The sequence below is a fragment of the Roseovarius ramblicola genome (assembly GCF_042430665.1).
Taxonomy (GTDB): Bacteria; Pseudomonadota; Alphaproteobacteria; order Rhodobacterales; family Rhodobacteraceae; genus Roseovarius; species Roseovarius ramblicola.
On the sequence record NZ_JBHMEC010000002.1, the window covers coordinates 168,813 to 193,878 of the forward strand.

The following is a 25,066-nucleotide window of genomic DNA, read 5'->3' on the forward strand; positions in this document are numbered from 1 at the left end:
TGGTCATGACCGTCGCGTAAACGTAGCCCACGCGCGACTCAGATCAGGACACCGCCATGCGCCCCGACCGCCACATCGCCCGCGACATCAGCTATGCCTATTCGGCCCAGACCAAGGGCGGGCGCGCGATGATCCGCACGATGGAGAACCTGACCGGCCGGATCGGGCTGATCAAGCGGGCGGCAGGCTACGAGCGCGAGGTCCTGCAGGGGCGCGATTTCTGGGAGGTGATCGTCGAGCGCTACGGGCTCAGCCTCGACATCATCGGCGGCAGTCTGGACGCTATCCCGCGCGAGGGGCCGTTGATCCTGATCGCCAATCACCCCTACGGCATCCTCGACGGGCTGATGATGGGGCATATCCTGCGGCGCACGCGCGGCGATTTCCGCATCCTCGCGCACAAGGTGTTTCGCAAGGCCGCCGATCTCGACCGCATGATCCTGCCGGTCAGCTTTGACGAGACGCGCGAGGCGGTGGCGCTCAACCTCGAAACGCGCAGGACCGCGCTGTCGTATCTGGGGCAGGGCGGGGCCATCGGCATCTTTCCCGGCGGCACGGTCAGCACCTCGGCGAAGCCGTTCTCGCGCCCGCTCGATCCGGGCTGGCGCGGCTTTACCGCGCGGATGATCGCCAAGAGCGCGGCGACGGTGGTGCCGGTTTATTTCGACGGTCACACAAGCCGCCTGTTCCAGTTGGCGAGCCACTTGCATTCCACGCTGCGGATGGGCCTGCTGATCAAGGAATTCAAGGCGCGGGTGGACAGCCCGGTGCGCGTGGTGATCGGTGCGCCCGTCCCGCGCCCCGAGCTTGACCGGTACGCGGGCGACACCAAATCGCTCATGGCGTTCCTGCGCCAAAGGACGTATGAGTTGTCGCCGGACCCGGTCGCGGCCTCCGAGATCGGGTTCGAATTCGACTGATTTTGCGGGTGGCCTCATGGCGGTAGGGATTTTCGACAGCGGGCTGGGTGGCCTGACGGTCTGGGACGCGGTGCACAAGCGCCTGCCCGAGGTGCCGCTGGTCTATCTCGGTGACAACGCGCATACGCCCTACGGGGTGCGCGATGCCGACGACATCTATGACCTGACCAAGTCCGGCGTGGCGCGGCTGTTCGATGCGGGCTGCGATCTGGTGATCCTGGCGTGTAACACCGCGTCCGCCGCCGCCCTTCGGCGGATGCAGGAACGTTGGGTGCCGCAGGGCAAGCGGGTGCTGGGCGTGTTTGTCCCGCTGATCGAGGCGCTGACCGAGCGGCAATGGGGCGACAACTCGCCGCCCCGCGAGGTGGCGGTCAGCAACGTGGCGCTATTTGCCACGCCCGCCACGGTGGCGAGCCGCGCGTTCCAGCGCGAACTGGCGTTTCGCGCCATCGGCGTGGATGTCGAGGCGCAGGCCTGCGGCGGCGTGGTCGATGCCATCGAGGAGGGCGACATGATCCTCGCCGAGGCGCTGGTGCGGTCCCATGTGGACGCGCTGAAACGCAAGATGCCGCACCCGCAGGCGGCGGTTCTGGGCTGCACGCATTACCCGCTGGTCGAGGAGGTGTTTCGCGAGGCCCTTGGCCCCGATGTGTCGGTCTATTCGCAGCCCGCGCTGGTGGCGGCGAGCCTCGCCGATTACCTCGGGCGCCACCCCGGCAAGCTGGGATCGGGGGAGGAGGCGATGTTTCTCACCACGGGCGATCCCAAGCGGGTGTCGAGCCGCGCGACGCAGTTCCTGCGACGAGAGATCGCGTTCCGGCCCGCCTGATCCCTGACTGACCATCCTCTGCGAGGACACTTCCATGACCTACAAGATCGCCATCCTCGGCGCGTCCGGCTATACCGGGGCCGAGCTTGTCCGGCTCATCGCCACCCACCCCGGGATCGAGATCGCAGCGCTTGCCGCCAACTCCAAGGCGGGGCAGGCGATGGGGGCTGTGTTCCCCCATCTGCGTCATCTCGACCTGCCCGATCTGGTGACGATCGGGGAGATCGATTTCACCGGCATCGACCTGTGTTTCTGCGCGCTGCCGCACAAGACCAGCCAGGAGGTGATCGCCGGGCTGCCGCGCGATCTGCGGATAGTGGACCTCTCTGCCGATTTCCGGCTGCGCGACCCGGCGGATTACGAGAAATGGTACGGCAACGCCCATGCCGCGCCCGGGTTGCAGAACGAGGCGGTCTATGGGCTGACGGAGTTCTACCGCGACGAGATCGCCGCCGCGCGGCTGGTGGCCGGGACGGGGTGCAACGCCGCCACCGGCCAATACATGCTGCGGCCGCTGATCGCGGCGGGGGTCATTGATCTCGACGAGATCATCCTCGATCTGAAATGCGGGGTGTCGGGGGCGGGGCGGAGCCTCAAAGAGAACCTGCTCCATGCCGAGTTGAGCGAGGGCTACCACGCCTACGCGGTGGGGGGCACGCACCGGCACCTGGGCGAGTTCGACCAGGAATTCTCGGCGCTTGCCGGACGGCCCGTGCAGGTGCAGTTCACGCCGCACCTGATCCCGGCGAATCGCGGCATCCTCGCCACCGGTTATGTGCGGGGCGAGGCGGGGGCGATCCACGAGGCGCTTGCCGCCGCCTATGACGGCGAGCCGTTCATCGAGGTGCTGCCGATGGGCGATGCCCCGAGTACGCGCCATGTGCGGGGCAGCAATTTCTGCCATGTCGGCGTGGTGCCCGACCGGCGCGCGGGCCGGACCATCGTTATCGCCGCGCTCGATAACCTGACAAAAGGTAGCAGCGGGCAGGCATTGCAAAACGCCAACCTGATGTTATCTCTGCCGGAGACAACCGGCCTGATGCTGGCCCCGGTCTTTCCCTGACGCGGGCCCTGAACGCGGACGCTGCCCATGAAAACCCTCAAGAAGAAACGCCGAGTGCAGGTCATCGCCATCGCCGCCGTGGCGTTGATCGCGGCCACCGCGCTCATCGGCTACGGCATGCGCGACGGCATCAACTTCTTCCGCTCGCCCAGCCAGGTCGCCGCCGAGCCGCCCGCGCCGACGGAGGTGTTCCGCATCGGCGGGCTGGTCGAGGCGGGAAGCATCCGGCGCGGCGAGGGCGAAACCGTGCGCTTTACCGTTACCGATGGCGGCGCGTCGGTGCCGGTCACGTTTACCGGCATCCTGCCCGATCTCTTTGCCGAGAATCAGGGCATGGTCGGTACCGGCTCGTTGCGCGATGGCGTCTTTGAAGCCTCTGAAATCCTCGCCAAGCACGACGAGGATTACATGCCCAAGGAGGTCGTGGACGCGCTCAAGGAGCAGGGCGTCTATCAGGAGCCGGGCGGAAGCTAGAGCATGTTGCTCAAAAGTGGGAACCGGTTTTGAGCTCCTCGAACATGCGAAATGAAACAGTTTGAGCGTGACGCGTGAATGCGCATGAACACGACACGTTCTAGGGCCGTCGGTGTCGGTTTTCGAGTATTTTTGCCAAGAAGAAGCCACGCCGAGGCGTCGGCGCGCGCTGCGTCAGGCGCGCGTTAACCTGTCTGCAACGATCCTCTCGCCCGTGTTTCACAGCGCGGGGCGGACAGGCGGATGCGGAGTGTCGAGCGGATAGCTGAAGAGATCGTCGCGCGCGAGGGCGGCTTCGTCAACGACCCGGACGATCCGGGCGGGGCCACGAATTTCGGGGTGACGATCCACACGCTGCGGCGTCTGGGGCTCGACCTTGACGGCGATGGCGATGTGGACGTGGCCGACGTGCGGCGGGTGACACGCGCGCAGGCGGTCGATCTCTTTATCGAGCATTATTACCACCGCCCCGGCATCGCGCGGTTGCCGGAGGCGTTGCGTGCGAGCGTGTTCGACATGCAGGTGAACGCCGGGGCCAATGCCGTGCGAATCCTGCAGCGCCTGTTGCGCGAGATGGGGCAGGCGGTGGCGGTGGACGGGGTGATCGGGCCAAAGACACTGGCCGCGGCGGAAGCCGCCGCGCGCGACGCCCCCGACCACATCGCCGACGCCTACGGGATCGCGCGGCGCGGCTATTATTTCCGGCTGGCCGATGCGCGCCCCGCGCTGCGCAAGTTCGCGCGCAGCCGCGCGGGCGGCAAGGGCGGGTGGATCCGGCGCGCGGAAGAGTTCATCGCGCCGCGCTATCGTCTGAGCGACGCGGAATTTCAAGGGAGGGTGGTGCAATGGTAGGCGATATCCTGCGGGCGCTGTTCGGCGGTGGCGGCAACGTGGTCGCCGAGACGGCGGAGGTGTTTCGCGTCAATGCCGAGGCCGCCGATGCCCGCGCGGCCGGGATGCAGCGCGCCGCGCTCGATCAGATGGCGGCGGAGTTCGGCACCGGGCAGCGGGGCGTCTTTGACCGGGTGGTCGACGGGCTCAACCGCCTGCCGCGCCCGGCGATGGCGCTGGGCACGCTGGGTTTGCTCGGTTCGGCGATGGTCGACCCATTGTGGTTCGGCGAGCGGATGGCGGGGCTGGCGCTGGTGCCCGAACCGCTGTGGTGGCTGCTGGGCGCGATCGTGAGCTTCTATTTCGGGGCGCGCCATCAGGCCAAGGGGCAGGCGTTTCAGCGCGGGCTGGCCGAGACGCTGGCGCGCGCGCCGCAGGTGCTGGCCACCGTCGAGGGGCTGCGCGCGCTGCGCCACGACAGCCCCGGTGCCGCCGATCCCGGCCCGGATGCGCGCGCCACGCTGGCGGCCACCGCCCCCGCTGACAACCCGGCGCTGGCCGAGTGGCGCGCCGGACGCTGAGCCGGGCCGCGACAATGTGATCCGCGATTCCCGCCGATTGCGATTGGACGGGGCACGCTGAGCGCATATACTCCTGTGCATGATTATCGAGCTCGGTCACTTCGCCCTCATCCTCGCCCTTTTCGTCGCCTGTCTTCAGGCGGCGATTCCGCTTGTCGGCGCGCACCGGCGATGGCCCGGATGGATGGCGGTGGCCGAGCCCGCCGCCATCGCGCAGTTCCTGCTGATCGCGGCGTCATTCGCCGCGCTCACCTATGCCTTTGTCACCTCGGATTTCTCGGTGCGGCTGGTGGTGCTCAACAGCCATACCGACAAGCCGCTGCTCTACAAGATCACCGGCGTCTGGGGCAATCACGAGGGCTCGATGCTGCTGTGGGTGATGATCGTGGCCCTTTTCGGCGCCGCAGTGGCGTGGTTCGGCGACAACCTGCCGCCGACCCTCAAGGCGCGGGTGCTGGCCGTGCAGGCGATGATCGGGGTGGCGTTCCTCGCCTTCGTGCTGTTCACCTCCAACCCGTTCCTGCGCATGGGCGTGCCGCCGTTCAACGGGCAGGACCTCAACCCGCTGTTGCAGGACCCCGGCCTCGCCTTTCATCCGCCGTTCCTCTACCTCGGGTATGTGGGTCTCTCGATGACCTTCTCCTTTGCCGTGGCGGCGCTGATCGAGGGGCGCGTGGATGCCGCCTGGGGCCGCTGGGTGCGGCCCTGGACGCTGGCGGCCTGGGTGTTTCTCACCATCGGGATCGGGCTTGGCTCCTGGTGGGCCTATTACGAGCTGGGCTGGGGCGGCTTCTGGTTCTGGGACCCGGTCGAGAACGCGAGTTTCATGCCGTGGCTGATCGCCGCCGCACTCTTGCACTCGGCCATCGTGGTGGAAAAGCGCGAGGCGCTCAAGAGCTGGACCATATTGCTGGCGATCATCGCGTTCGGCTTCTCGATGGTGGGGGCGTTCATCACCCGCTCGGGTGTGCTGACGAGCGTGCATGCCTTTGCCACCGACCCTGAGCGCGGGGTGTTCCTGCTGGCCATCCTCGCGGTGTTCATGATGGGGGCGCTGACGCTCTTTGCCGCGCGGGCGGGGGTGATGCAGGCCAAGGGCGTGTTTGGCGTGGTCAGTCGCGAATCGGCGCTGGTGCTCAACAATATCCTGCTCGCGGTCGCGGCGTTCGTGGTGTTCTTTGGCACGCTGTGGCCGCTGGTGGCGGAGATGGCGTTCGACCGCAAGCTGTCGGTGGGCGCGCCGTTCTTCAACGCGGCCTTCACGCCGTTCATGGTGGCGCTGGGGCTGGTGCTGCCGGTGGGGGCGATGCTGTCGTGGAAGCGCGCCCGCGCGCGCCGGGTGCTGCGGGCGCTGGCCCCGGCCTTTGTGCTGGCGGTGGCGGTTGGCGCGCTGGCCTGGGCGATGCAGTCAGGGCGCTCGGCGCTGGGGCCGGTGGGCATGTTTCTCGCGGCGTGGCTCGTCTCGGGGGCGGCGGTGGATCTGTGGTCGCGCACCGGGCGGGGCGCGGGGCGGCTTGCCCGGCTCACCCGCCTGCCGCGGGCCGACTGGGGCAAGTCGGTGGCGCATGCCGGGTTCGGCGTGACCATCGCGGGCATTTCAGCGATGCTGGCGTGGCAGGCCGAGGATATCCGCGTGATGCAGGAGGGCGACACGCTGGAGCTGTCGGGCTATACGCTGCGCCTGGACGAGGTGCATCGCGAGCAGGGGCCGAACTACGTCGCGACCGTCGCCACGCTGACCCTGGGGCAGGATGGTCGCGAGATCGGCACGATGCGGCCCGAGAAGCGGGTCTATCCGGTGGCGCAGATGCCGACCACCGAAGCCGCGCTCGACAACGGTTTTCTGCGTGACATCTATGTTGCCATCGGCGACCCGCAGGACGGCGGCGGCTGGGCGGTGCGCAGCTATTACAAGCCGCTGGCGAACTGGATCTGGGGGGGCGCGATCCTGATGGCGCTGGGCGGCTTCATCTCGCTGAGCGACCGGCGTTTCCGCGTGGCGGCGGGGGCGCGCAAGGTGCCGCAGGGGGTGCCGGCGGAATGAGACGGCTGGTCCTTGTCCTGTGCGTGCTCGCGGCGCCTGCCCTTGCGGTGCAGCCCGACGAGGTGCTCGACGATCCCGCCCTCGAAGAGCGCGCGCGCGACATCTCTGCCGGGTTGCGCTGTCTGGTGTGCCGCAACGAGAGCATCGACGAGTCCAACGCCGAGCTGGCGCGCGACCTGCGCCTGCTGGTGCGCGAGCGGCTGGTGGCGGGTGACAGCAACGAGGAGGCCGTCGACTATATCGTCGATCGCTACGGCGAATACGTGCTCCTCAACCCGACCGCCGAGGGCGCGAACCTGCTGCTTTGGCTCGCCGGGCCGCTGATGCTGGGCGCGGGGCTGGTGATGGGGGGGCTCTACCTGCGGCGCCGGTCGAAAGAGGCCGAGCCCGCGACCGACCGGCTCAGCGCCGACGAGGAGGCGCGGCTGCGCGAAATTCTGCGGGAATGACGCGCCGTCCCCCTTGGCCCCGTCGCCTGCCTGGGCTTTGATGGGGCCACACGGACGCAGGAGGCGCCACCATGAAGCAGTACGAGACCCTCACGCTCGACATCGCCGATGACGTGGCCACGCTGCGCCTCGACCGGCCCGAGCGCATGAACGCTCTCAACATCGCGATGCGCGCCGAGATCACCGATGCCGTCACCCATGCGGGCCGCGAGGCGCGGGTGGTGGTGCTTACCGGCAACGGCCGCGCGTTCTGTTCCGGGCAGGACCTTGGCGACGGGGGCAACGCCGCCACGCTCGATCTGGAGCGGGTGCTGCGCGAGGAATACGTGCCGATGCTGCGCGCGATCACCGATTGCCCGGTGCCGACGATCAGCGCGGTCGGCGGCCCGGCAGCGGGGGCGGGGGCCAACCTTGCGCTGGCGGCGGACGTGGTCATCGCCGCCGAGAGCGCCTATTTCCTGCAGGCGTTCACCCGGATCGGGCTGGTGCCGGATGCGGGCGGGACATGGGCGCTGCCCCGGCAGATGGGGCTGGCCAAGGCGATGGGCGCCGCTCTTTTTGCCGAGCCGATCAGCGCAAGCCAGGCGAGCGACTGGGGCATGATCTGGGAATGCGTGGCCGACGACGGTTTCGAGGCGCACTGGCAGGCGCGCGCCGCGCATCTGGCCAAGGGCCCGACGCAAGCCTACCGCGCGGTCAAGGAGGCGATCCGGGGGTCGTGGGACAATACGCTCGAGGCGCAGCTCGACCTTGAGGCGCGGCTGCAGGGCGCATGCGGGCAAAGCCGCGATTTCCAGGAGGGCGTTCTGGCCTTCCTGGAAAAGCGCAGCGCCCGGTTCGAAGGGCGCTGAGGGGGCGGGCGCTTGTGGCCTGTGGCTGACATTTGCCATCCACCCCGCGCGGGTCATCACCGGATGGGGCAATGTCCGCTCAAGGCCAACCCTTCTCTTGGCGGGCGCGCTGGTCAGGGCGCCCCCGCCGGAACGTGGTATCAGTTCTCCGCACCGTGTTCGGGCTTGCGGTCGAGGTCCACGGGCACCTCGATTCCGATCTCGCCTGCCTGCTCGAAGGTGAGGGTGAGCGGGATGGTCTTGCCCGGCTCGAACGGCTCGGTCAGGCCCATCATCATGATGTGATTGCCGCCGCGTTCGAGGAAAAAGGTCTCTCCCGCCGGGATGGCGAAGCCGTCCTCGACATGGATCATCTTCATCACGCCGCCCTCCTCGCGGTGGGTGTGAAGCTGCACCATCTTGGCGGCGGGCGAGGCGACGCCGATCAGCCGGTCGGCGCGGCCGCCGGTGTTGTGGATCATCATGAAGGCCGCGCCGGTCTTGGCCATCGGGCTGGCGCTGCGGGCATACTGGTCGTAAATCTCGATACTCTGCGCGAAGGCGGGCGCGGCAAGGGCGAGGGCGGCAAGCGCCGTCAGGACGGTTGATTTGAGGGACATGGTGTCGCTCCTGTCTGGTCTGGTTACGGGAAGTCGGAAACTCGGACCGGGAGCGGTGGCGCGCGCGCCAGCATCGCCGGGCGCGCGGGCGCGGCGGCGTGGCCTGAACCGGTGCAGGGCGCGCGCGCGGCGGCACGGGCAGCGCGCGGCGCGGGCAGCGGATCGCGCGGGGCGGTGGCGTGCAGGGCCAACAGGCAATCGGGGCAGACATGCGGCGGGGATACGGGCTGTCCGTCCGCATCGACGGCCACCCGCTGCACCCCCTCGCCGGTGCAGATCACCGCCACGGCCGCCGGGCCCGGCGCGCCGCGCGCCACCGCGAGGGTGACGCTGGTCAGCGCCAAGAACAGGCACAGGGCGATGGTGGTTATGCCGCGCAGGATGGTCATCGTCCGCCTGTATAGGCGGGCCGGGCCGCGCGCGACAAGCGACAAAAGGAAACAGCCCCGCCGCGGGGCGCGCGACGGGGCCGTGATTCCGTGCATCGTGGCGCGATCAGGCGGTGGCGGCCTGCGCGCGGGCGATCTCTTTCTTGACCTTCAGCGCGGCGGCGGACAGTTCCTCGTCCTTTGCCTTGGCGAGAAAGGCGTCGAGCCCGCCTCGGTGATCGACGCTGCGCAGCGCGTGCGCCGAGATGCGCAGCTTGATGCCGCGGTTCAGCGTTTCGGATTGCAGCGTCACGTCGTTGAGGTTCGGCAGATACCGACGCTTGGTCTTGTTGTTGGCGTGGCTCGAGTTGTTGCCGACCATCGGGCCTTTTCCAGTCAGTTCGCAGCGGCGCGACATGGGATCATCCTCGTCTCTGGGTGAGGGCGCATCGCGGCCCCGTCTCAATACCAACGGGCACCGCCACAGGCAGCGCCCCGAATTCCGTCAGCGGTCTTTAGGCGTAAAGCCTGGGAGCGTCAAGACCGTCGCGCGCGAAAACGCGCGTTGCATCATGTTCGCGCAGGGGTAGGATCGACAGGACACCAAGGGAGCGTCTCATGGAGATCATCAGGACCGACACGCGCGCAAGCCGCCCCGCCGACCCGGCCTGGTTCACGGGGCCGGTCTGGCAGGAGCCGGTGATCGGCGAGGGTGCGGAGACGGATATCCGCGCGCTGCGCGTCACCTTCGCGCCGGGTGCGCGCACCGCGTGGCACACCCATCCGCGCGGGCAGACGCTGCACGTATTGTCGGGCGTGGGGCGGATCGCCACGCGTGGCGGCGCGGTCGCGGTGATCCGCGAAGGCGACACGGTCTGGATTCCGCCGGGGGAGGAGCACTGGCACGGGGCCGCCCCGGACCGGATGATGTGCCACCTCGCCATCCAGGAATCGGTGGACGGGCGCGCGGCGGACTGGCTCGAACATGTGAGTGACGCGGATTACGGCGGCTGAGGTGGGATACTGGTCTGGAAGGGACGTTCGCCTCCTGCCTCGCGCGGCCCCTCAAGCGTTGTGCTCAACGTCACCTTCAGGGCATTCCTCGCCTCATACCCGGTGATACGGGCTGCCTGCGAGGATCGCGGCGGCGCGGTAGAGCTGTTCGGTGAGCATCACCCGGGCGAGCATATGCGGCCAGACCATGCGTCCGAAGGACAGCGCGGCATCGGCCCGAGCGCGCAGGGCCGGGGCGAGCCCATCGGCACCGCCGATGAGGAAGGCCACGTCGCCGCGCCCGGAATCGCGCCATCCGGCGAGCCACTCGGCAAAGGCAGGAGAGCCCATGACCTGCCCGCGTTCGTCGAGCGCCACCACCATCGCGCCGCGGGGGATCGCCCGCTCCAAGAGGGCGGCCTCGGCCTCCATGCCGCCGCCCTTGCGGTCCTCGACCTCGTGCATGTCGAGCGGCCCGAGCCCGAGGCCGCGCCCGGTCCGGTCGAATCGGGTGGTGTAATCGTCGATCAATGCGCGTTCCGGGCCGGTGCGCAACCGGCCCACCGCGCAGACATGCACGCGCATTCAGCCCCGAATTTTTGCCTGCCCGGCGGGCTGCCACATCTTTTCGAGCTGGTAGAACTCGCGCACCTCGGGACGGAAAACGTGAACGATCACGTCGCCGGTGTCGATCAGCACCCAGTCGCCGGTGTCGCGGCCCTCGGTACGGGACGCCACGCCGTGCTCGTGTTTGAGCCGGTCCACCAGTTTCTCGGAGATCGCCGCGACCTGACGCGAGGACCGGCCCGAGGCGATCACCATGTAATCGCCCATCGCCGTCTTGCCGCGCAGGTCGATCTGCACGACGTCTTCGGCCTTGTCATCGTCGAGAGACTTGAGGATGGCGGCAAGCTGCGTTTCGCTATCGGCCACATGCGGCGGCGTCATATGGGCCGCCGGGGAATCAGCGGCAGGGGCCGCGTGAGACATGAGAGACAGGACATCGTCCTCCTTGGCTGCGCACCGCTACGCCCCGGTGCCGGGCCTAAGTTCAAGGTAGCAAGAGAATTGCCACTTTTCAATGAAACGCGGAGAGGTGCGGGGCGATTGCGCGGGAACGTGCGTGAAATTTACCCACCCCGCGGCCCGTCCTCTAGCATCCGCACCTCGCGTTGCGGGAACGGGATGGAGATACCGTTGGTCTGGAACGCATCCCACAAGGCAAGATAGACGTTGCCGCGGATATTGGTGAGGCCCTGGGTGGGATCGCGTATCCAGAAGCGCAGGATGTAATCCACGCTGCTGTCGCCGAAACCGGTGATGTGGCAGACCGGTGCCGGGCTGGCCAGCACGCGGGTCACGCCGCTGGCGGCCTCTCTCGCGATCTTGCGCACCTTGTGCGGATCGTCGCCATAGGCGGTGCCGAAATGGATGTCGAGCCGCACGAAATCGTTGGAGTGCGACCAGTTGACCACCTGGCCGGTGATCAGGTCCTCGTTGGGGATGAGGTATTCGCGCCCGTCGCGCGTGGTGATCGAGACGTAGCGCGCGCCCAAGCTATTGATCCAGCCGAAGGTCTCGCCGAGGCTGATGACATCGCCGGGCTTGATCGACTTGTCGAGCAGGATGATGACGCCCGACACGAGGTTCGACACCACCTTTTGCAGGCCGAAGCCGAGCCCCACGCCGATCGCGCCCGACAGCACCGCCAGCCCGGTGAGGTCGACCCCGACCGTGCGCAGACCGATGAAGAACGCCGCACCGTAGAGCAGCAGTTGCAGGACCTTGACGACCAGCACCTGCATCGAGGGCGAGATGTCCTCGTTCCGGCGCACCTGCGCGGCGCTCGCCGTCGAGACGAATCGCGCCAGCGCGAACAGTACCCCGATGACGATCACCGCCTGCACCAGCAGCCAGACCGAGAGCCGCGTGCCGCCAAGCTCAAAGGCCCAGCCGTCAAGCAGCGCCTGCGCTTCGTCGGTGAGGTTGAGGATCAGCAGCGTCGCCCATGTCCAGCCGGCATAGCGCACCAGCGCCCGCAGGAACGAATTGCCGATGAGCCGGGTCACGACGGTGATGGTGAGCCAGGCCAGCGCCAGTTCGGCGAAGATCGAGAGCATGTAGGATCGGCTGGGCCAGGTGGTGGCGCGCAGAATCCATACTGCGGGCCACATGAGCATAACGAAGAAGATGAGCCGCAGCCGCCGGTGCAGCATCACCAGGATGCGCATCCGCCATTTCGGCCAGCCCTCGCGCCGCCGCATCCAGTCGTAACAGAGCGGGCCGAGCACGCGGTTGGCGAGATGCGCGGCGAGGAAGAGCCCCACGGCGATACCGACCTGATAGGCGTTCCACGGGCGCAGAAGCCCGCGCAGGAACAGCTCTGCCTGCGCCCAGAGCCCGAGCGCGATATCCTGGGTGAGCGTGACGGCATCGCCTTCCATCGGTCGAGAGTGGCACGCGGCCCGCACGCCGGCAAGGCGGCACTGGACAAGGGGCGGGAATCCGGGTCTTTTCCTGCCGGAGACGGAGGAGCGCCATGACCACAGCCCTGATCACCCATCCCGATTGCCTGCGCCACGAGACTCCGCAGGGTCACCCCGAGCAGGTGGCGCGGCTGGCCCGTGTGCTGGCGGCGCTGGAGGGCAAGGCGGTGACGCGCGTGACCGCGCCGATGGTGGCCGAGGATGATCTGCTGCGCGTGCACCCCAAGGCTTACGTGGAGGCGATTCGCGCCGCCGCCCCCGCCGAAGGGTTGGCGCAGATCGACGCCGACACCTGGATGTCGCCCGGCAGCCTCGATGCCGCACACCGTGCCGCCGGGGGCGCGGTGCGGGCGGTGGACCTGGTGCTGGCGGGCGAGGCGGGCAACGCCTTTGTCGCCGCGCGCCCGCCCGGCCACCATGCCGAGCGCGAGACGGCGATGGGGTTCTGCCTCTTTGGCAACGTGGCGCTGGCGGCGAAACATGCGCTCGACCATCACGGGCTGGCCCGCGTCGCGGTGGTGGATTTCGACGTGCATCACGGCAACGGCACGCAGGACCTGCTGGAGGACGAGGCACGGGCGCTGTTCATCTCGTCGCACCAGTTCCCGCTCTGGCCCGGTACCGGCACGGCGGACGAGACCGGGCCGCATGACACGGTGATGAACCTGCCCATCGCGCCGGGCACCGGCTCGGAGGAATTCCGGCGGCTCTACGAGGACAAGGTTTTCCCCCGGATCGAGGCGTTCGCGCCCGACCTGATCCTCGTCTCGGCCGGGTTCGACGCGCATCGCGACGACCCGCTGGCCGATTTGCGGCTGGAGACCGAGGATTTCGTCTGGATCACCGACCGGCTGTGCGATCTGGCCGACAGCCTCTGCGGCGGGCGGCTGGTGAGTTGCCTGGAGGGCGGCTATGACCTCGATGCGCTGGCCGAGAGTGCTGCGGCGCACGTCGACGTGCTGATCGCGCGCGGGGCGGGCTGAGGGGGATGCGCGCAGGGCTGATCCTTCTGTGCCTCGCCTATGTGCTGAGCCAGTTCTTTCGCGCCTTTCTCGCCGTTCTGAGCGGCCCGCTGGAGCGTGACCTCGGCGCGACGCCGGACGATCTGGCATTCGCCTCGGGGCTGTGGTTCCTGGTGTTTGCGGCGATGCAGATCCCCGTGGGCTGGGCGCTCGACCGGGTGGGGCCGCGGCGCACCGCCGCGGTGCTGCTGCTGATCGGCGGGGGCGGGGGGGCGGCGCTCTTTGCCGTGGCGACGGCGCCGCTGCACGTGATCCTCGCGATGGCGCTCATCGGGGTGGGCTGCGCGCCGGTGCTGATGGCGTCCTATTACATCTTTGCCCGGCAGTTTCCGCCGGCGCGCTTTGCCACGCTGGCCGCATTGATGCTGGGCGTGGGGTCGGTGGGCAACCTCGTGGCCTCGTACCCGATGGCCTGGGCCGCCGAAACCATGGGCTGGCGCGCCGCACTCTGGGGGTTGGCGGTGATCTCGGGCGTGGTGGCGGCGGGACTCGCGGCGCTGGTGCGCGATCCCGAAACGGTCACGGGCGAGGCGCGCGGCTCGGTGCTCGACCTTTTGCGGATGCCCGTGCTCTGGGCGATCCTGCCCCTGATGTTCGTGGCCTACGCGCCTTCGGCGGCGTTGCGCGGGCTGTGGGCGGGGCCCTACCTGCGCGATGTGTTCGGCCTCGATACCGGGGCGGTGGGGCAGGCGACTCTGGTGATGGGCGTGGCGATGATCGCCGGGACGCTCACCTATGGCCCGCTCGACCGGTTGGTGGGCAGCCGCAAATGGGTGATCTTCGGCGGCAACCTCGCAGCGGCGCTGGCGCTGGTGGCGCTGATCGCCTGGCCGGACCGGAGCCTTGTGCTGTCGGTGGCGCTGCTGGCGGTGATCGGCTTTGCCGGCGCGTCCTTTCCGGTGATCGTGGCGCATGGGCGGGCGTTCATCCCGGCGCATCTGGCGGGGCGGGGGGTGACGCTGCTCAACCTGTTCGGCATCGGCGGGGTGGGCGTGGCGCAGTTCCTCACCGGGCCGCTTCATGCCGGCATGGCGGCGCAGGGGGCGCTGGCCGGTCACGTGGCGATCTTTGGCCTTTTCGCCGGGGCGCTGGCGCTGGGGCTGGCGATCTATCTCTTCAGCCGCGACAGCATGGGGTGACGGCGCGCGGGACGCGATGGCGATGCCGAAAGGCTTGCCCGGTGCGGGTGCGCGGGCTATCCTCTGTCATCTTTAAATTGCAGGCGGATTTGAGGGCAACGCCCGTACTCTCCGGGCGGGTGCCAGGCAAGTGGACAGGCCGGGAAGGGTAACGATATGCGTTTGGTATTGATAACAATCGGATTTCTTTTCATGACGGCGGGCGCATATGCCCAGCAATTTGCGCTGGAGGCCCCGGCGCGTGTCGGGATGCGCGCCACCTTTGACGTCGGGTGGACCGCACCGCAAGCCAAGGGCGGGCTGATCGAGATCCGCCCCGAGGGCGAGAATGCGCGGCGCGTCGCCTATGCCTATATGCTGAAGAACCCGCAGGCGATCGGGGCCCCCGAGGCACCGGGCGATTACGTGATCGTGCTGACCTTTGAGGGTGAGGACCGCGTATCGCAGCCGCTGCGCGTCGATCCGGCGACCGCGACGCTGGGCGCTCCGGGCAGCGTCGATGCCGGGGCGGCCGTCACCGTCACCTGGGAGGGGCCCGACAATCGCAACGATTTCGTGACCTTCGCACAGCCCGGCGCGGCCCCGATCCGCGGTGCGGGCTATGCCTATACCGGCAACAGCAAGGACGGCACCGTCACCATCAAGGCACCGCAGGACGCGGGTGCCTATGACATCGTCTATGTCAGCGGCAAGACGGTGCTGGCGCGGCACCCGGTGCAGGTGGGCGGCATCTCGGCGACGCTGGGCGCAAGCGCGGAGGTGGCCGCCGGGGCGCGGCTGGAGGTCGGGTTCGACGGGCCGGACAACAGCGGCGACCGGATCACCTTCGCGGTGCGCGACGGCGGGCCGATAAGCCCTGCCAGCTATGCGTATACGGGGAACGCGACCGCGGACACGGTGACCCTGCGGGCCTTCGAGGAGCCGGGCAGCTATGACGTGGTCTACCTGTCCGGGGGCCGCGTGATCGGGCGCATACCGGTGGAGATCGTGCCGCCGCGCATGGAGATCGCGGCACCGGAGGCCGTCGAGGCGGGGCTTGTGTTCGAAGCCGGGTGGCGCGGCACCGGCAATCAGGGCGACCGCATCCTGATGGTGGCGCCGGGGCAGACCGAGGGCGGCGTCTATTCCTATATCGACCCGCTGGTCGAAGCGGTGAGGCTGACGGCTCCGGAGGCCGAGGGCGCGTATGAGCTTGTCTATGTCACCCGTGGCGGCCGCGCGCTGGCGCGCCGCGCCATCGAGGTGACACCGGCCCCGGTGGCCCCCGGCGAGATCGAGGTGTTGGCGGTGCCGGGCCTCGGTTTCGGGCCGCGCGATGCCGTCGAGGTGATCCTCGACGCGTCGGGCAGCATGTTGCAGCGGCAGAACGGCGAACGCCGGATCGAGATCGCCAAGCGCACCCTGTCGGAGCTGGTGAGTGACACGATCCCGGCGGGGACCGGCTTTGCCCTGCGGGTCTTTGGCAACCGCGAGGCGGATGCCTGCCGCACCGATCTGGAGCTTGCCCTCGGGCCGCACGACCCGGCAAGCGCAAGGGCGGTGATCGGGGGGATCACGGCGATCAACCTCGCGAAAACGCCGATCGCGCGGTCGATTTCGCTGTCGGCGCAGGATTTGGCCGGGGTCGAGGGATCGCGTGTGCTGATCGTGATCACCGATGGCGAGGAAACCTGCGAGGGCAACCCCGGTCAGGCCATCGCGGCGCTGCGCGCGCAGGGCACGGATGTCCGTGTCAATATCGTGGGTTATGCCATCGACGACGAGAACCTGGCCCGGACCTTTGAATCCTGGGCCGCGGCGGGGGGCGGCGGCTACTTCGATGCCGCCGATGCCGGCGAGTTGGGCGCTGCGCTGCGCCGTGCCGCGGCGGCGCCCTTCGAGATACGCGACGCGGCGGGCACGCTGATGGGCGTCGGGCTGGCGGGGGACGCGCCGGTGACCGTGGCGGCCGGCAGCTATGCCGTCCGCATCGGCGGCCGGGATCTGGCCGTCGTCGTCGAGCCCGGCACGCGGACAAGCGTCACCCCGTGACGCGCTGCCTGTTGCAGCGGGCGGGGCCGTGGCCGCGTCGCCTGGACCGTGGCGGCATGGGGCGCAAACCGCTTTTATCCCCTCGCCATTGCCTGTATGACCCGCTCCGCAACCCCGCTCAGGAGGCATGATACACATGGGTTACAGAATCGCCGTCGTGGGTGCCACGGGTAACGTGGGCCGCGAAATGCTCAACATCCTCGCCGAACGCGAGTTCCCGGTGGACGAGATCGCCGCGCTCGCCTCGCGCCGCTCGCTCGGCACCGAGGTGAGCTTTGGCGACCGAACTCTGAAGACGCAGGACCTCGACACGTTCGATTTCACCGGCTGGGATATCGCGCTCTTCGCCATCGGCTCGGACGCGACCAGGATTTACGCGCCCAAGGCGGCCAAGGCAGGCTGTGTCGTGATCGACAACTCGTCGCTCTACCGCTACGACCCGGACGTGCCGCTGGTGGTGCCCGAGGTGAACGCGCAGGCGGTCGACGGCTATGCCAGGAAGAACATCATCGCCAACCCCAACTGCTCCACCGCGCAGATGGTCGTGGCGCTGAAGCCGCTGCATGACCGTGCCCGGATCAAGCGCGTGGTGGTCTCGACCTACCAGTCGGTCTCGGGCTCGGGCAAGGACGGCATCGACGAGCTGTGGGACCAGACCAAGGCGGTCTACAACCCGACCGACGATTATCAGGCCAAGGTTTATCCCAAGCAGATCGCCTTCAACGTCATTCCCCATATCGACGTCTTCATGGAGGACGGCCAGACCAAGGAAGAGTGGAAGATGGTCGCCGAGACGAAAAAGATCGTCGATCCCGTGATCAAGGTCACCGCGACCTGCGTGCGCGTGCCGGTCTTTGTCGGTCATGCCGAGGCGATCAATATCGAGTTCGAGGACCATCTCGACGAGGCCGAGGCGCGCGACATCCTGCGCGAGGCCCCCGGCATCATGGTGATCGACAAGCGCGAGGACGGTGGCTACGTCACTCCTATCGAATGCGTCGGCGATTTCGCCACCTTCATCAGCCGCATCCGGCAGGACCCGACCATCGACAACGGCATCAACCTGTGGTGCGTCAGCGACAACCTGCGCAAAGGGGCCGCGCTCAACGCCGTGCAGATCGCCGAGACGCTGGGGCAGCGGGTGCTGAAAAAGGGCTGAGCGGCGCGCGGGCGCGGGCCGTTCCGGCCCGCGCCGTCAGATGATCTCGTCCTCGTCAAAGAGTGCGCCCACGTCGAGATGGGCGCTTATGCCCTCGGCGGCGGCCGCGGCGCGGGCGGTCTCGGCGACGTGAAAGAGCGCGTCGCCCTCGTAGACCACGGGCATGTTGGTGCGCCCGATGAGGATGCCGGTCTGGTCGCTGACGACCTCGCTCTCGACATCGCCGAAGGCATTGGCCACCGCGCCCAGCACGGTGCCCGGCGCCACCGCATCCCCGAGCCCGACGAAGCCCCGAAAGAGCCCGCCGCGCGGCGCGCGATACCACGAGGAGGCGCGCGCGCGCACGGGCCGCGCCTTGGCCCGCGGCACGCCCTTGGCCGCGATCATGCCCAGCCGGCGCATCACCCGCAGCGTCCCAGCCATCCCGGCGCGCGCCGCCGCCTCGTCGAAGCGCAGCCCCTCGCCGCCCTCGTAGAGCAGAACGTCGACGCCCGCCGCCTCGGCGGCCATGCGCAGCGAGCCGTCGCGCAGGCTCGATTCCATCATCACCGGCGCGCCGAAGGCGGCCCCCAGATCGGCCAGCCGCTCGTTGTCGGGGGTAAGGCGGATCTGCGGCAGGTTGGAGCGGTGGATCGCCGCCGAGTGCAGGTCGATCCCCACATCGGAGCGGCGCACCACCTCTTCCATGAAGATATGCGCCAGTTGCGACGCCATTGAGCCCGCCGAGAGCCCCGGAAACACGCGGTTGAGGTCGCGCCGGTCGGGCAGGTAGCGCGAATGGTTGAGAAACCCGAAGGTGTTGACGATGGGGACCGCGAGAAGCGTGCCTGCCATCGAATTGAGGGGTGCTGCGCGCAGCAGGCGGCGCACGATCTCGACGCCGATCACCTCGTCGCCGTGGATCGCCGCCGAGACGAACAGCACCGGCCCCTTGCGCCGCCCGTGGATCACCTCGACCGAGAGATGCACGGGCGTGTGGTTCGACAGCGTGCTCACCGGGATATCGACGCGGGCGCGGGTGCCCGGTGCGACACGCTCGCCGCCGATCTCGAAATGTGTGCGCTTTGCCATCTGCTGCCTTTCCCGACCTGGGTGAGGCTTAGGCAATCGCGGCGCGGCTGTCCATGCCGCACGCCGGATTTGGCCTGTTCCCGCCATTCGCCTGCCTTCCCCCGCGCGGCTCATCACCAGATGGGTCAACATCCCCTCCACGCCATGCCCGCCACCGCATCCCGGCCTTGCCGTCGTTTCACGCCGCCCTGACGCGCGGCGTTGCCACCACGGGCTTGCCCGCGCGCGACCCTGCCGCTAAGCGGGGCCATGTCCGCCCCCTTGCCCGCCCGATGCCCCGTCTGCCGCGCGCCCGCCCCGGCGGAATTCGGCGTGTTCGGGGGCCGGGGATACTGGCGCTGCGACGGCTGCGGGGCGCGCGGGATGAACCCGGCCCATCACCCCGATGCCGCCGCCGAGCGCGCCGAGTATGACCGGCACGAGAACGCGGTGGACGATCCCGGCTACCGGCGGTTTCTCGACCGGCTCGCCGCGCCGCTGCTTGCGCGGCTGGCACCGGGGGCGCGGGGGCTCGACTATGGCTGCGGCCCTGGCCCGGCGCTCGCGGCGATGCTGCGCGAGGCGGGTCACGCGGTGGCGCTCTTTGATCCCTTCTATTCCCCCGATCCCGCGCCGCTGGCCGACACCTACGATTTCATCACCTGCACGGAGGTGGCCGAGCATTTCCACCGCCCGGCGGAGGAATTCGACAGGCTGGGCAGGCTGCTGCGCCCCGGAGGCCGGCTGGCGGTGATGACCTGTTTCCAGACCGACGACGCGCGGTTCGGCGCGTGGCATTACCGCAAGGATCCCACCCATGTCGTGTTCTATCGGGCGGATACATTCGCCACCCTCGCCGCCGCGCGCGGCTGGTCCTGCGAGATACCACGCAAGGACGTGGCGCTCCTGCGGGTGCCGGGGCGATGACCACAATGCTGCACGAAGACCGGCTGGCGGCGGTCGTGGCGGTGGTGGCCGGGACCGGCGCGCGCACCGTGCTCGACCTTGGCTGTGGCGAGGGCGACCTGGTGCTGCGGCTGGCGGCGATACCGGGCATCGACCGCATCACCGGCATCGAGCTCGACGCGGAGCGGCTCCGCCGCGCGCAGGCGCGGCTGACCGATCGCCCGTCGGGGGGCGCGCGGGTGCAACTGGCCTGCGCCTCGCTCACGCAGGCGCATCCCAATCTGGCGGGCTATGACTGCGCCTGCCTCGTCGAGGTGATCGAGCATCTGCCCGCCGCCGACATCAACCGGCTGGAGCGCGCGGTGTTTGGCCGGATGCGGCCCCGCCATGTCATCGTCACCACCCCCAATGCAGAATACAACCCCGTCCTCGGCGTGCCGCCGCACCGCTTTCGCCACCCCGGGCACCATTTCGAATGGGACCGGGCGCGGTTTGCCCGCTGGGGGCGGGGGGTGGCGGCGCGCACCGGCTATGAGGTGACGTTCCGCGACATCTGCGGCGCGCATCCCGGCCTTGGCGGGGCGAGTCAGATGGCGGTGTTCCGACGCGCGGATCAGCCGCCGTAGCGGGCAATGAAATTGCGCAGGATGCGCTCGGGCGCGCTCACATCCGCGGCGCGGCACATGGCGATGAGGTCATCCGCCGTCTCGGGGGCGAAATAGCCCTTGTGGCGGTAGATGCGGATGCGCGTCTCGAAGCCTGCGGCGTCGGCCTCGGGGTGGAACTGCGTCGCATAGACGTGGCGTCCGTGGCGCACCATCTGGAACGGGCAGGTGGGCGAGGACACCAGATGCGCAGCCCCCTCCGGCAGGTTCTGCAACGCCTCCTTGTGGCCGACAAAGGCGGTGAATCGCTCCGGCACCCCGGCAAGAAGCGGGTCGTTGGTGCCGTCTTCTGTCAGTGCGCAGTCGGCGGTGCCCACAGGTTCGCCATGGGCGCGCTTGCTCACGTCCGCGCCAAGGTGCTTGCCGAGGATGCCGATGCCGTAGCAGCAGCCGAGAAACGGCGTGTCGGTGGCGATGATCCCGGGCATGAGCGACAGCACCTGATCCTCGATGCGCGCCTCGACGGGGGATTTCTCGTCGGGCGCGTCGCTCACGCAGCCGGGGCCGCCGCCGACGATCACCCCGGCATGATCGGCGAGCCGCAGGTCGCCGGGCAGGGGTTGCTGATCGAGGCGGACGCGGTGCACACGGTCGCTTGCCAGCCCGCCCTTGCGCAGGATCGCGGTGAACTCGTCGTCGGCGGCGTCGGTCTCGGGGCGCAATTGCAGGACGAGAAAGGGCTTGGTCATCGGCGGCTCCGGTTGGTGCGACAGGCTTGCCCCGCGCGCGTGCCCGCGTCAAGCCGCACGGGCCTGTCTTGATTCCACGGGCGAAAGGGATAGGGTGCGCCCAAGCCTGCAACAGCGAGGATATGCCCATGCCCCAACGTCTTCATCTTGTTTTCGGCGGCGAACTGGCCGATCCGTCGCGCACCGAGTTTCGCGACGTGAACGACATCCATATCGTGGGGATTTTCCCCGATTACGCCAGCGCCCACGACGCCTGGAAGGCCGAGGCGCAGCGCACGGTGGACAACGCCCACACGCGCTATTTCATCGCCCATCTGCACCGGCTGCGGGACGAGGAGCGCGAGGCCTCGTCCACCGAAGAGTTCAGCTAGCGGATGGTGCTCGGGAACGGGGCCCGGTTTTGAGCGTCTCGGATATGCGGAGTGAACCGCGAGGCGCGGGGCGCGGGACTGCGAATGAACGCGGCCCCGCTCTGGACCGGCGATGAGCCGCTCGCTGGCCCTTGCGGCCTATCTGGCGCTGGCGCGGCGCGGCGGGCAGGCGGGGGCCGTGCCCGACATTCCGCGGCCCGTGGGCCGCGTCATCTGGGCCCATGCGGTGGATGCCGGGCGCGCGCGCGCGCTCGCGGGGCTGGCGCGGCAACTGGCGCAGCACCGCACCGATCTCTCGATGGTGATGACCGTCCCCGCCGACGGGACGGATGACCGGGTGACTGACCTGCTGCGCGGTCCGGCCCTTCGCCAGCCGTTGCCGCCCGACACGGTCCCCGCGGCGGAGGGGTTCCTGGCGCATTGGCGGCCCGACCTGTGCCTGTGGAGCGGCGGCGCGTTGCAACCGGCGCTGCTGGTCTGCGCGGCCCGCGAGGGCGTGCCGCTGTGCATGGTGGATGCCGAGGAGGCGCTGCTGGAGCGCTCGCGCTGGCCGTGGCTGCGCGATCTGCCGCGCGCGGTGCTGGCGGAATTTGCCGAGATACACGCCCGCGACGAGGCGGCGGCGCGGCAGGCGCGGCGGATGGGCGCGGACCCGGCCCGCGTGCGGGTAACCGGCGAGTTGCAGGAGGAGGCGCTGGCCCTGCCCTATCGCGCGGACGATCACGAGACCCTCTCGCGAATCATGCGCACGCGCCCCGTCTGGCTGGCGGCGATGGTGCAGCAGGACGAGATCGAAACCGTGCTTGCCGCGCATCGCGAGGCCAGCCGGGCGGCGCATCGCTGCGTCCTGATCGTGGTGCCGGACGATCCGGCGCAGAGTGCGGAGATGGCGGCGCGGATCGCGGCGCAGGGCTGGCGCCACATCGCGTGGTCCGAGGGCGCACTGCCGGACGAGGCGACGCAGGTTATCCTTGCCGACACGATCGGCGAGATGGGGTTGTGGTACCGGCTGGCACCGATCTGTTTCATGGGCTCGTCGCTCGTCTCGGGTCAGCACGGGCGCGACCCCGACGAGCCGGCCGCGCATGGCTCGGCGATCCTCTACGGGCCGAACGTGGCGCGCTATCTCCATCGCTATTCGCGTTATGCCGAGGCCGGGGCGGCGCGCATCGTGCGCGATACCGACACGCTCGCCGCTGCGGTACAGGCGCTGTTGCCCCCCGACAGCGCGGCGGCGATGGCGCACGCGGCGTGGGAGGTGGCCTCGCGCGGGGCCGAGGTGACCGACCGGGTGGTGGAAACGGTGCTCGACTTGCTGGACCGGCGCGCGGCGGCGGAAACATGAGGCAGGCCGCCTTTTGGGACGCACCGCCCGACCGGCCCGGCCTGTGCGCGCGGCTGCTGTCCCCGCTGGGCGCGCTCCTTGCCGCGGCGATGGCGCGGCGGCTGGCGCGGGGCGGTGGCAGGCGGGTGCCGGTGCCGGTGATCTGCGTGGGGGATATCACCGTCGGCGGCACCGGCAGGGCAGCGGTGGTGCAGGCGGTGGCGATGCGGCTGCGCGCGCGTGGCCTTGCCCCCGCGATCCTGTCGCGGGGACGAGGCGGGCGGCTCGCCGGGCCGGTCGCGGTGGACCCGAAGGTTCACGGTGCGGGGGACGTGGGCGACGCGCCGCTTCTGGCGGCGGGTTTCGCGCCCACCTGGGTGGCGCGCGACAGGGTGGCGGGGGCGCGCGCGATTTGCGCGGCGGGTGCGGCGGATTGCATCGTGACGGAGGGCGGGATCCTCGATCCGGCGCTTGTCAGGGATGTCTCGGTCCTCGTGGTGGATGCCGCGCGCGGCTTTGGCAACGGGCGCTGCTGGCCCGCCGGGCCGCTGCGCGCGCCGGTGGCGGCGGCCATGGCGCGGGCCGACATGGTCCTGTCGGTGGGCGACGCGGCGACGCAGGCGGTGTTCGCCGGGCGCTGGGGCGGGGCCCTGACCGTGCCGCATCTGCGCGGGCGGCTGGTGCCCTTGCAGACCGGCATGGACTGGCGCGGCGCGCGGGTGCTGGCCTTTGCCGGGATCGGCCATCCGGCCCGGTTCTTTGCCACGCTGCGCGCGCTCGGGGCCGCGCCGGTGCGCGAGGTGGCGCTGTCGGACCATCAGCCGCTGACGCGGGCGCTGATGGCGCGGTTGCTGCGCGAGGCGGCGGAGAGCGGCGCGCAGCCCGTGACCACGGAAAAGGATGCGGTTCGCCTGCCCGCCGGGTTGCTGCGGCAGGTCATGGTGGTGCCGGTACGCCTCGAGTTGGATAATTGGGGGCCGTTCGACGCGGCGCTCGACCGGTGCGGGATCGGCGGCGGGGCGCGCTGAGGCACCGCCGCCGCCCGTGCGCGGGCCTTACTCGGCCAGCTTCTCGTCGATGATGGCGCTGAGTTCGTCATAGGCCATGTTGGAGTATTTCTGCTCGTTGATGATGAGCGTGGGGGTGGCATTCACGTCGTGTGCCTCGGCGTTCGCCTGGTACCAGCCGACCAGCGCCTGCGCCTTGTCGCGATCGTTGAGGCAGGCCTCGACCGCGTCGGCCTCGATCCCCGCGAGCTTGCCGATGCGGCGCAGGTTGTCGGCGATGGTGGCCGGGTCGCCCTGCGTCCACTCGCGTTGTTTCTCGTAGAGCATGTCGCTGATGCCAAAGAATTTCTCCGCGCTGCCATCGCAACGCGCCACCATGGCGCCCCACAGGCCGAAGCGGTCGAAATACACGTCGCGATAGACGAAACGAATCTTGCCGCTGTCGATGTAGTCGGCCTTGAGTTCCTTGAACGGCCCCTTGTGGAAATTGGCGCAATGCGGGCAGGTGAAGGAGGCGTATTCCATCACCGTGACCTTGGCATCTTCGGGGCCGAGGGCCATTTCGGCGATCTCGGGCGCGGCGGTGTCGGCGCCATCCTCCTGCGCCTGCGCGGGCGTGATGAAGGCGGCAAGCGCGAGGGCGCCGGCGGCGAAGAGATGTCTCATCAAGGGGATCCTTTCGTTGGTGTCGTCCTGGTCAATACGTTGCGCGCGAGCCGTTCCAGCGCGGCGCGCAGGTCGTCATCGGCCACAGGGGCGGCCATGTCGCGGGCGCGTGCCGCCACCTCGGGCGGTGGCGCTGTGGGGCCGCGTTTCGGTGCCCGGTGGGTGAAGTCCGCCTGCCCCTCGGCAAAGCCGGTGGGCGATGTCTGGGTCAGCCGGATGCGCGAGATGGCGTTGTAGCCGTAGACCGCGTTGATCCGCTCGCGAAGCGTTTCCTTCTGCATCTCGAGGATCGGGGCCTGCGCGCCGGTCGTGAGCAGGGTGAGCGTGGCCCCCATCCCCTGCCGGGCGTAGGAGACCTCGACCGGGCGGGCGATGGCGGCGATCGTATCGCCGGCGATCTCGGGCCAATGCGTGAGCAGGCGCGATTGCGCGAAGCCGCGCTTTTCCGAGACGCGGCGGATGCTCGGCTGCAACAGCGCCGAGGTGCGTTTGAATCCTCTTGATCTGCGCGTGCCCGCGGCCATGCTTGGCACCCTCCCTCGTGGCGCT

At 69.3% G+C, this 25,066-nt stretch carries 29 protein-coding genes; 19 read left to right on the forward strand and 10 right to left on the reverse strand.

Annotated features, from left to right (window positions below; all coding sequences use genetic code 11):
- Positions 1-56: 56 nt before the first annotated feature.
- From ACFFU4_RS01390 to ACFFU4_RS01430, 9 genes are all read left to right on the forward strand, one after another.
- Positions 57-920, forward strand: a complete 864-nt coding sequence (locus ACFFU4_RS01390) for a lysophospholipid acyltransferase family protein (RefSeq protein ID WP_377066285.1) — start codon at positions 57-59, stop codon at positions 918-920.
- Between the two features lie 16 nt (positions 921-936).
- Complete coding sequence (locus tag ACFFU4_RS01395; RefSeq protein WP_377066287.1) at positions 937-1,749, forward strand: glutamate racemase; 813 nt, start codon at positions 937-939, stop codon at positions 1,747-1,749.
- 34 nt (positions 1,750-1,783) lie between these two features.
- On the forward strand, positions 1,784-2,812 hold the full coding sequence (gene argC, locus ACFFU4_RS01400) for an N-acetyl-gamma-glutamyl-phosphate reductase (RefSeq protein ID WP_377066288.1): 1,029 nt from the start codon (positions 1,784-1,786) through the stop codon (positions 2,810-2,812).
- A 27-nt stretch (positions 2,813-2,839) separates the two neighbouring features.
- Positions 2,840-3,286: a cytochrome c maturation protein CcmE gene (ccmE, locus tag ACFFU4_RS01405; RefSeq protein ID WP_377066289.1), complete on the forward strand. Its 447-nt coding sequence runs from the start codon at positions 2,840-2,842 to the stop codon at positions 3,284-3,286.
- A gap of 243 nt (positions 3,287-3,529) precedes the next feature.
- Positions 3,530-4,138, forward strand: coding sequence for a holin-associated N-acetylmuramidase (locus tag ACFFU4_RS01410; RefSeq protein WP_377066290.1), 609 nt, complete (start codon positions 3,530-3,532; stop codon positions 4,136-4,138).
- Complete coding sequence (locus ACFFU4_RS01415) at positions 4,132-4,698, forward strand: holin family protein (RefSeq protein WP_377066292.1); 567 nt, start codon at positions 4,132-4,134, stop codon at positions 4,696-4,698. Before ACFFU4_RS01410 ends, ACFFU4_RS01415 begins: the two co-directional genes overlap by 7 nt.
- A 79-nt stretch (positions 4,699-4,777) precedes the next feature.
- Positions 4,778-6,742, forward strand: coding sequence for a heme lyase CcmF/NrfE family subunit (locus ACFFU4_RS01420; RefSeq protein ID WP_377066294.1), 1,965 nt, complete (start codon positions 4,778-4,780; stop codon positions 6,740-6,742).
- A complete protein-coding gene (locus ACFFU4_RS01425) occupies positions 6,739-7,191 on the forward strand; it encodes a cytochrome c-type biogenesis protein (RefSeq protein WP_377066296.1) in 453 nt (150 codons plus the stop codon). Before ACFFU4_RS01420 ends, ACFFU4_RS01425 begins: the two co-directional genes overlap by 4 nt.
- Positions 7,192-7,262: 71 nt before the next feature.
- Complete coding sequence (locus ACFFU4_RS01430; protein ID WP_377066298.1) at positions 7,263-8,042, forward strand: enoyl-CoA hydratase-related protein; 780 nt, start codon at positions 7,263-7,265, stop codon at positions 8,040-8,042.
- Positions 8,043-8,182: 140 nt separating this feature from the next.
- Here ACFFU4_RS01430 and ACFFU4_RS01435 read toward each other — a convergent pair whose 3' ends face one another.
- The 3 genes from ACFFU4_RS01435 to rpmB all read right to left on the reverse strand — a co-directional run bounded on the left by ACFFU4_RS01435 (position 8,183) and on the right by rpmB (position 9,427).
- Positions 8,183-8,641 (reverse strand): copper chaperone PCu(A)C, encoded by a 459-nt coding sequence (locus tag ACFFU4_RS01435; RefSeq protein WP_377066300.1) that lies wholly within the window; start codon positions 8,639-8,641, stop codon positions 8,183-8,185.
- 23 nt (positions 8,642-8,664) lie between these two features.
- Positions 8,665-9,030 carry a hypothetical protein gene (locus ACFFU4_RS01440; RefSeq protein ID WP_377066302.1) on the reverse strand — a complete coding sequence of 122 codons (366 nt, stop codon included), beginning with the start codon at positions 9,028-9,030 and terminating at the stop codon, positions 8,665-8,667.
- Positions 9,031-9,136: 106 nt separating this feature from the next.
- Positions 9,137-9,427 carry a 50S ribosomal protein L28 gene (rpmB, locus tag ACFFU4_RS01445; protein ID WP_377066304.1) on the reverse strand — a complete coding sequence of 97 codons (291 nt, stop codon included), beginning with the start codon at positions 9,425-9,427 and terminating at the stop codon, positions 9,137-9,139.
- Between the two features lie 200 nt (positions 9,428-9,627).
- Here rpmB and ACFFU4_RS01450 point away from each other — a divergent pair, with 200 nt between their 5' ends.
- A complete protein-coding gene (locus ACFFU4_RS01450; protein ID WP_377066306.1) occupies positions 9,628-10,023 on the forward strand; it encodes a (R)-mandelonitrile lyase in 396 nt (131 codons plus the stop codon).
- Positions 10,024-10,116: 93 nt separating this feature from the next.
- On the opposite strand, the gene rlmH is transcribed toward ACFFU4_RS01450, so the two are convergent.
- From rlmH to ACFFU4_RS01465, 3 genes are all read right to left on the reverse strand, one after another.
- Positions 10,117-10,587, reverse strand: coding sequence for a 23S rRNA (pseudouridine(1915)-N(3))-methyltransferase RlmH (rlmH, locus tag ACFFU4_RS01455; RefSeq protein ID WP_377066308.1), 471 nt, complete (start codon positions 10,585-10,587; stop codon positions 10,117-10,119).
- Positions 10,588-10,950 (reverse strand): ribosome silencing factor, encoded by a 363-nt coding sequence (gene rsfS / locus ACFFU4_RS01460; RefSeq protein ID WP_377066310.1) that lies wholly within the window; start codon positions 10,948-10,950, stop codon positions 10,588-10,590. It abuts the gene before it with no gap.
- Between the two features lie 182 nt (positions 10,951-11,132).
- Complete coding sequence (locus ACFFU4_RS01465) at positions 11,133-12,446, reverse strand: mechanosensitive ion channel family protein (RefSeq protein WP_377066312.1); 1,314 nt, start codon at positions 12,444-12,446, stop codon at positions 11,133-11,135.
- Positions 12,447-12,541: 95 nt separating this feature from the next.
- Here ACFFU4_RS01465 and ACFFU4_RS01470 point away from each other — a divergent pair, with 95 nt between their 5' ends.
- The 4 genes from ACFFU4_RS01470 (at position 12,542) to ACFFU4_RS01485 (ending at position 17,839) form a co-directional block, all read left to right on the forward strand.
- Complete coding sequence (locus ACFFU4_RS01470) at positions 12,542-13,471, forward strand: histone deacetylase family protein (protein WP_377066314.1); 930 nt, start codon at positions 12,542-12,544, stop codon at positions 13,469-13,471.
- A gap of 5 nt (positions 13,472-13,476) precedes the next feature.
- Entirely contained in the window at positions 13,477-14,649 is a 1,173-nt protein-coding gene (locus ACFFU4_RS01475; RefSeq protein WP_377066316.1) for an MFS transporter, read from the forward strand.
- Between the two features lie 192 nt (positions 14,650-14,841).
- Positions 14,842-16,680 carry a vWA domain-containing protein gene (locus ACFFU4_RS01480; protein ID WP_377066318.1) on the forward strand — a complete coding sequence of 613 codons (1,839 nt, stop codon included), beginning with the start codon at positions 14,842-14,844 and terminating at the stop codon, positions 16,678-16,680.
- Positions 16,681-16,816: 136 nt separating this feature from the next.
- Positions 16,817-17,839, forward strand: a complete 1,023-nt coding sequence (locus tag ACFFU4_RS01485; protein ID WP_377066320.1) for an aspartate-semialdehyde dehydrogenase — start codon at positions 16,817-16,819, stop codon at positions 17,837-17,839.
- 36 nt (positions 17,840-17,875) lie between these two features.
- Here ACFFU4_RS01485 and ACFFU4_RS01490 read toward each other — a convergent pair whose 3' ends face one another.
- A complete protein-coding gene (locus ACFFU4_RS01490; protein ID WP_377066322.1) occupies positions 17,876-18,910 on the reverse strand; it encodes a succinylglutamate desuccinylase/aspartoacylase family protein in 1,035 nt (344 codons plus the stop codon).
- 249 nt (positions 18,911-19,159) lie between these two features.
- Here ACFFU4_RS01490 and ACFFU4_RS01495 point away from each other — a divergent pair, with 249 nt between their 5' ends.
- Both ACFFU4_RS01495 and ACFFU4_RS01500 read left to right on the forward strand, forming a co-directional pair.
- Entirely contained in the window at positions 19,160-19,816 is a 657-nt protein-coding gene (locus tag ACFFU4_RS01495) for a class I SAM-dependent methyltransferase (protein WP_377066324.1), read from the forward strand.
- A 5-nt stretch (positions 19,817-19,821) separates the two neighbouring features.
- Positions 19,822-20,421, forward strand: a complete 600-nt coding sequence (locus tag ACFFU4_RS01500) for a methyltransferase domain-containing protein (protein WP_377066326.1) — start codon at positions 19,822-19,824, stop codon at positions 20,419-20,421.
- Here the strand turns inward: ACFFU4_RS01500 and ACFFU4_RS01505 are convergent.
- Positions 20,409-21,149 (reverse strand): glutamine amidotransferase, encoded by a 741-nt coding sequence (locus ACFFU4_RS01505; RefSeq protein WP_377066328.1) that lies wholly within the window; start codon positions 21,147-21,149, stop codon positions 20,409-20,411. The two genes, ACFFU4_RS01500 and ACFFU4_RS01505, sit on opposite strands and share 13 nt — an antisense overlap.
- A gap of 128 nt (positions 21,150-21,277) precedes the next feature.
- On the opposite strand from ACFFU4_RS01505, the gene ACFFU4_RS01510 reads away from it, so the two are divergent.
- The 3 genes from ACFFU4_RS01510 to lpxK all read left to right on the forward strand — a co-directional run bounded on the left by ACFFU4_RS01510 (position 21,278) and on the right by lpxK (position 23,872).
- Entirely contained in the window at positions 21,278-21,520 is a 243-nt protein-coding gene (locus ACFFU4_RS01510) for a DUF4170 domain-containing protein (RefSeq protein WP_377066330.1), read from the forward strand.
- A 112-nt stretch (positions 21,521-21,632) separates the two neighbouring features.
- Positions 21,633-22,865, forward strand: a complete 1,233-nt coding sequence (locus ACFFU4_RS01515) for a 3-deoxy-D-manno-octulosonic acid transferase (RefSeq protein ID WP_377066332.1) — start codon at positions 21,633-21,635, stop codon at positions 22,863-22,865.
- Positions 22,862-23,872 carry a tetraacyldisaccharide 4'-kinase gene (lpxK, locus tag ACFFU4_RS01520; protein WP_377066334.1) on the forward strand — a complete coding sequence of 337 codons (1,011 nt, stop codon included), beginning with the start codon at positions 22,862-22,864 and terminating at the stop codon, positions 23,870-23,872. Before ACFFU4_RS01515 ends, lpxK begins: the two co-directional genes overlap by 4 nt.
- Before the next feature lie 27 nt (positions 23,873-23,899).
- On the opposite strand, the gene ACFFU4_RS01525 is transcribed toward lpxK, so the two are convergent.
- Positions 23,900-24,517, reverse strand: coding sequence for a DsbA family protein (locus tag ACFFU4_RS01525; protein ID WP_377066336.1), 618 nt, complete (start codon positions 24,515-24,517; stop codon positions 23,900-23,902).
- Positions 24,517-25,041 carry a DUF721 domain-containing protein gene (locus ACFFU4_RS01530; RefSeq protein ID WP_377066338.1) on the reverse strand — a complete coding sequence of 175 codons (525 nt, stop codon included), beginning with the start codon at positions 25,039-25,041 and terminating at the stop codon, positions 24,517-24,519. The genes ACFFU4_RS01525 and ACFFU4_RS01530 overlap by 1 nt, the downstream gene beginning before the upstream one ends.
- Positions 25,042-25,066 lie beyond the last annotated feature (25 nt).

Excerpts from the sequence above, each read along its gene's own strand:
- ACFFU4_RS01505 (WP_377066328.1), bottom strand. The coding sequence starts at position 21,149 with ATGACCAAGCCCTTTCTCGTCCTGCAATTGCGCCCCGAGACCGACGCC.
- ACFFU4_RS01395 (WP_377066287.1), top strand. The coding sequence starts at position 937 with ATGGCGGTAGGGATTTTCGACAGCGGGCTGGGTGGCCTGACGGTCTGG.
- ACFFU4_RS01420 (WP_377066294.1), top strand. The coding sequence starts at position 4,778 with ATGATTATCGAGCTCGGTCACTTCGCCCTCATCCTCGCCCTTTTCGTC.
- ACFFU4_RS01425 (WP_377066296.1), top strand. The coding sequence starts at position 6,739 with ATGAGACGGCTGGTCCTTGTCCTGTGCGTGCTCGCGGCGCCTGCCCTT.
- ACFFU4_RS01430 (WP_377066298.1), top strand. The coding sequence starts at position 7,263 with ATGAAGCAGTACGAGACCCTCACGCTCGACATCGCCGATGACGTGGCC.
- ACFFU4_RS01530 (WP_377066338.1), bottom strand. The coding sequence starts at position 25,041 with ATGGCCGCGGGCACGCGCAGATCAAGAGGATTCAAACGCACCTCGGCG.
- ACFFU4_RS01480 (WP_377066318.1), top strand. The coding sequence starts at position 14,842 with ATGACGGCGGGCGCATATGCCCAGCAATTTGCGCTGGAGGCCCCGGCG.
- ACFFU4_RS01495 (WP_377066324.1), top strand. The coding sequence starts at position 19,160 with ATGTCCGCCCCCTTGCCCGCCCGATGCCCCGTCTGCCGCGCGCCCGCC.
- ACFFU4_RS01450 (WP_377066306.1), top strand. The coding sequence starts at position 9,628 with ATGGAGATCATCAGGACCGACACGCGCGCAAGCCGCCCCGCCGACCCG.
- lpxK (WP_377066334.1), top strand. The coding sequence starts at position 22,862 with ATGAGGCAGGCCGCCTTTTGGGACGCACCGCCCGACCGGCCCGGCCTG.
- rpmB (WP_377066304.1), bottom strand. The coding sequence starts at position 9,427 with ATGTCGCGCCGCTGCGAACTGACTGGAAAAGGCCCGATGGTCGGCAAC.
- argC (WP_377066288.1), top strand. The coding sequence starts at position 1,784 with ATGACCTACAAGATCGCCATCCTCGGCGCGTCCGGCTATACCGGGGCC.
- ACFFU4_RS01415 (WP_377066292.1), top strand. The coding sequence starts at position 4,132 with ATGGTAGGCGATATCCTGCGGGCGCTGTTCGGCGGTGGCGGCAACGTG.
- ACFFU4_RS01435 (WP_377066300.1), bottom strand. The coding sequence starts at position 8,641 with ATGTCCCTCAAATCAACCGTCCTGACGGCGCTTGCCGCCCTCGCCCTT.
- ACFFU4_RS01465 (WP_377066312.1), bottom strand. The coding sequence starts at position 12,446 with ATGGAAGGCGATGCCGTCACGCTCACCCAGGATATCGCGCTCGGGCTC.
- ACFFU4_RS01500 (WP_377066326.1), top strand. The coding sequence starts at position 19,822 with ATGCTGCACGAAGACCGGCTGGCGGCGGTCGTGGCGGTGGTGGCCGGG.
- ccmE (WP_377066289.1), top strand. The coding sequence starts at position 2,840 with ATGAAAACCCTCAAGAAGAAACGCCGAGTGCAGGTCATCGCCATCGCC.
- ACFFU4_RS01470 (WP_377066314.1), top strand. The coding sequence starts at position 12,542 with ATGACCACAGCCCTGATCACCCATCCCGATTGCCTGCGCCACGAGACT.
- ACFFU4_RS01475 (WP_377066316.1), top strand. The coding sequence starts at position 13,477 with ATGCGCGCAGGGCTGATCCTTCTGTGCCTCGCCTATGTGCTGAGCCAG.
- ACFFU4_RS01515 (WP_377066332.1), top strand. The coding sequence starts at position 21,633 with ATGAGCCGCTCGCTGGCCCTTGCGGCCTATCTGGCGCTGGCGCGGCGC.
- ACFFU4_RS01390 (WP_377066285.1), top strand. The coding sequence starts at position 57 with ATGCGCCCCGACCGCCACATCGCCCGCGACATCAGCTATGCCTATTCG.
- ACFFU4_RS01440 (WP_377066302.1), bottom strand. The coding sequence starts at position 9,030 with ATGACCATCCTGCGCGGCATAACCACCATCGCCCTGTGCCTGTTCTTG.
- ACFFU4_RS01485 (WP_377066320.1), top strand. The coding sequence starts at position 16,817 with ATGGGTTACAGAATCGCCGTCGTGGGTGCCACGGGTAACGTGGGCCGC.
- ACFFU4_RS01410 (WP_377066290.1), top strand. The coding sequence starts at position 3,530 with ATGCGGAGTGTCGAGCGGATAGCTGAAGAGATCGTCGCGCGCGAGGGC.
- ACFFU4_RS01510 (WP_377066330.1), top strand. The coding sequence starts at position 21,278 with ATGCCCCAACGTCTTCATCTTGTTTTCGGCGGCGAACTGGCCGATCCG.
- rlmH (WP_377066308.1), bottom strand. The coding sequence starts at position 10,587 with ATGCGCGTGCATGTCTGCGCGGTGGGCCGGTTGCGCACCGGCCCGGAA.
- ACFFU4_RS01525 (WP_377066336.1), bottom strand. The coding sequence starts at position 24,517 with ATGAGACATCTCTTCGCCGCCGGCGCCCTCGCGCTTGCCGCCTTCATC.
- rsfS (WP_377066310.1), bottom strand. The coding sequence starts at position 10,950 with ATGACGCCGCCGCATGTGGCCGATAGCGAAACGCAGCTTGCCGCCATC.
- ACFFU4_RS01490 (WP_377066322.1), bottom strand. The coding sequence starts at position 18,910 with ATGGCAAAGCGCACACATTTCGAGATCGGCGGCGAGCGTGTCGCACCG.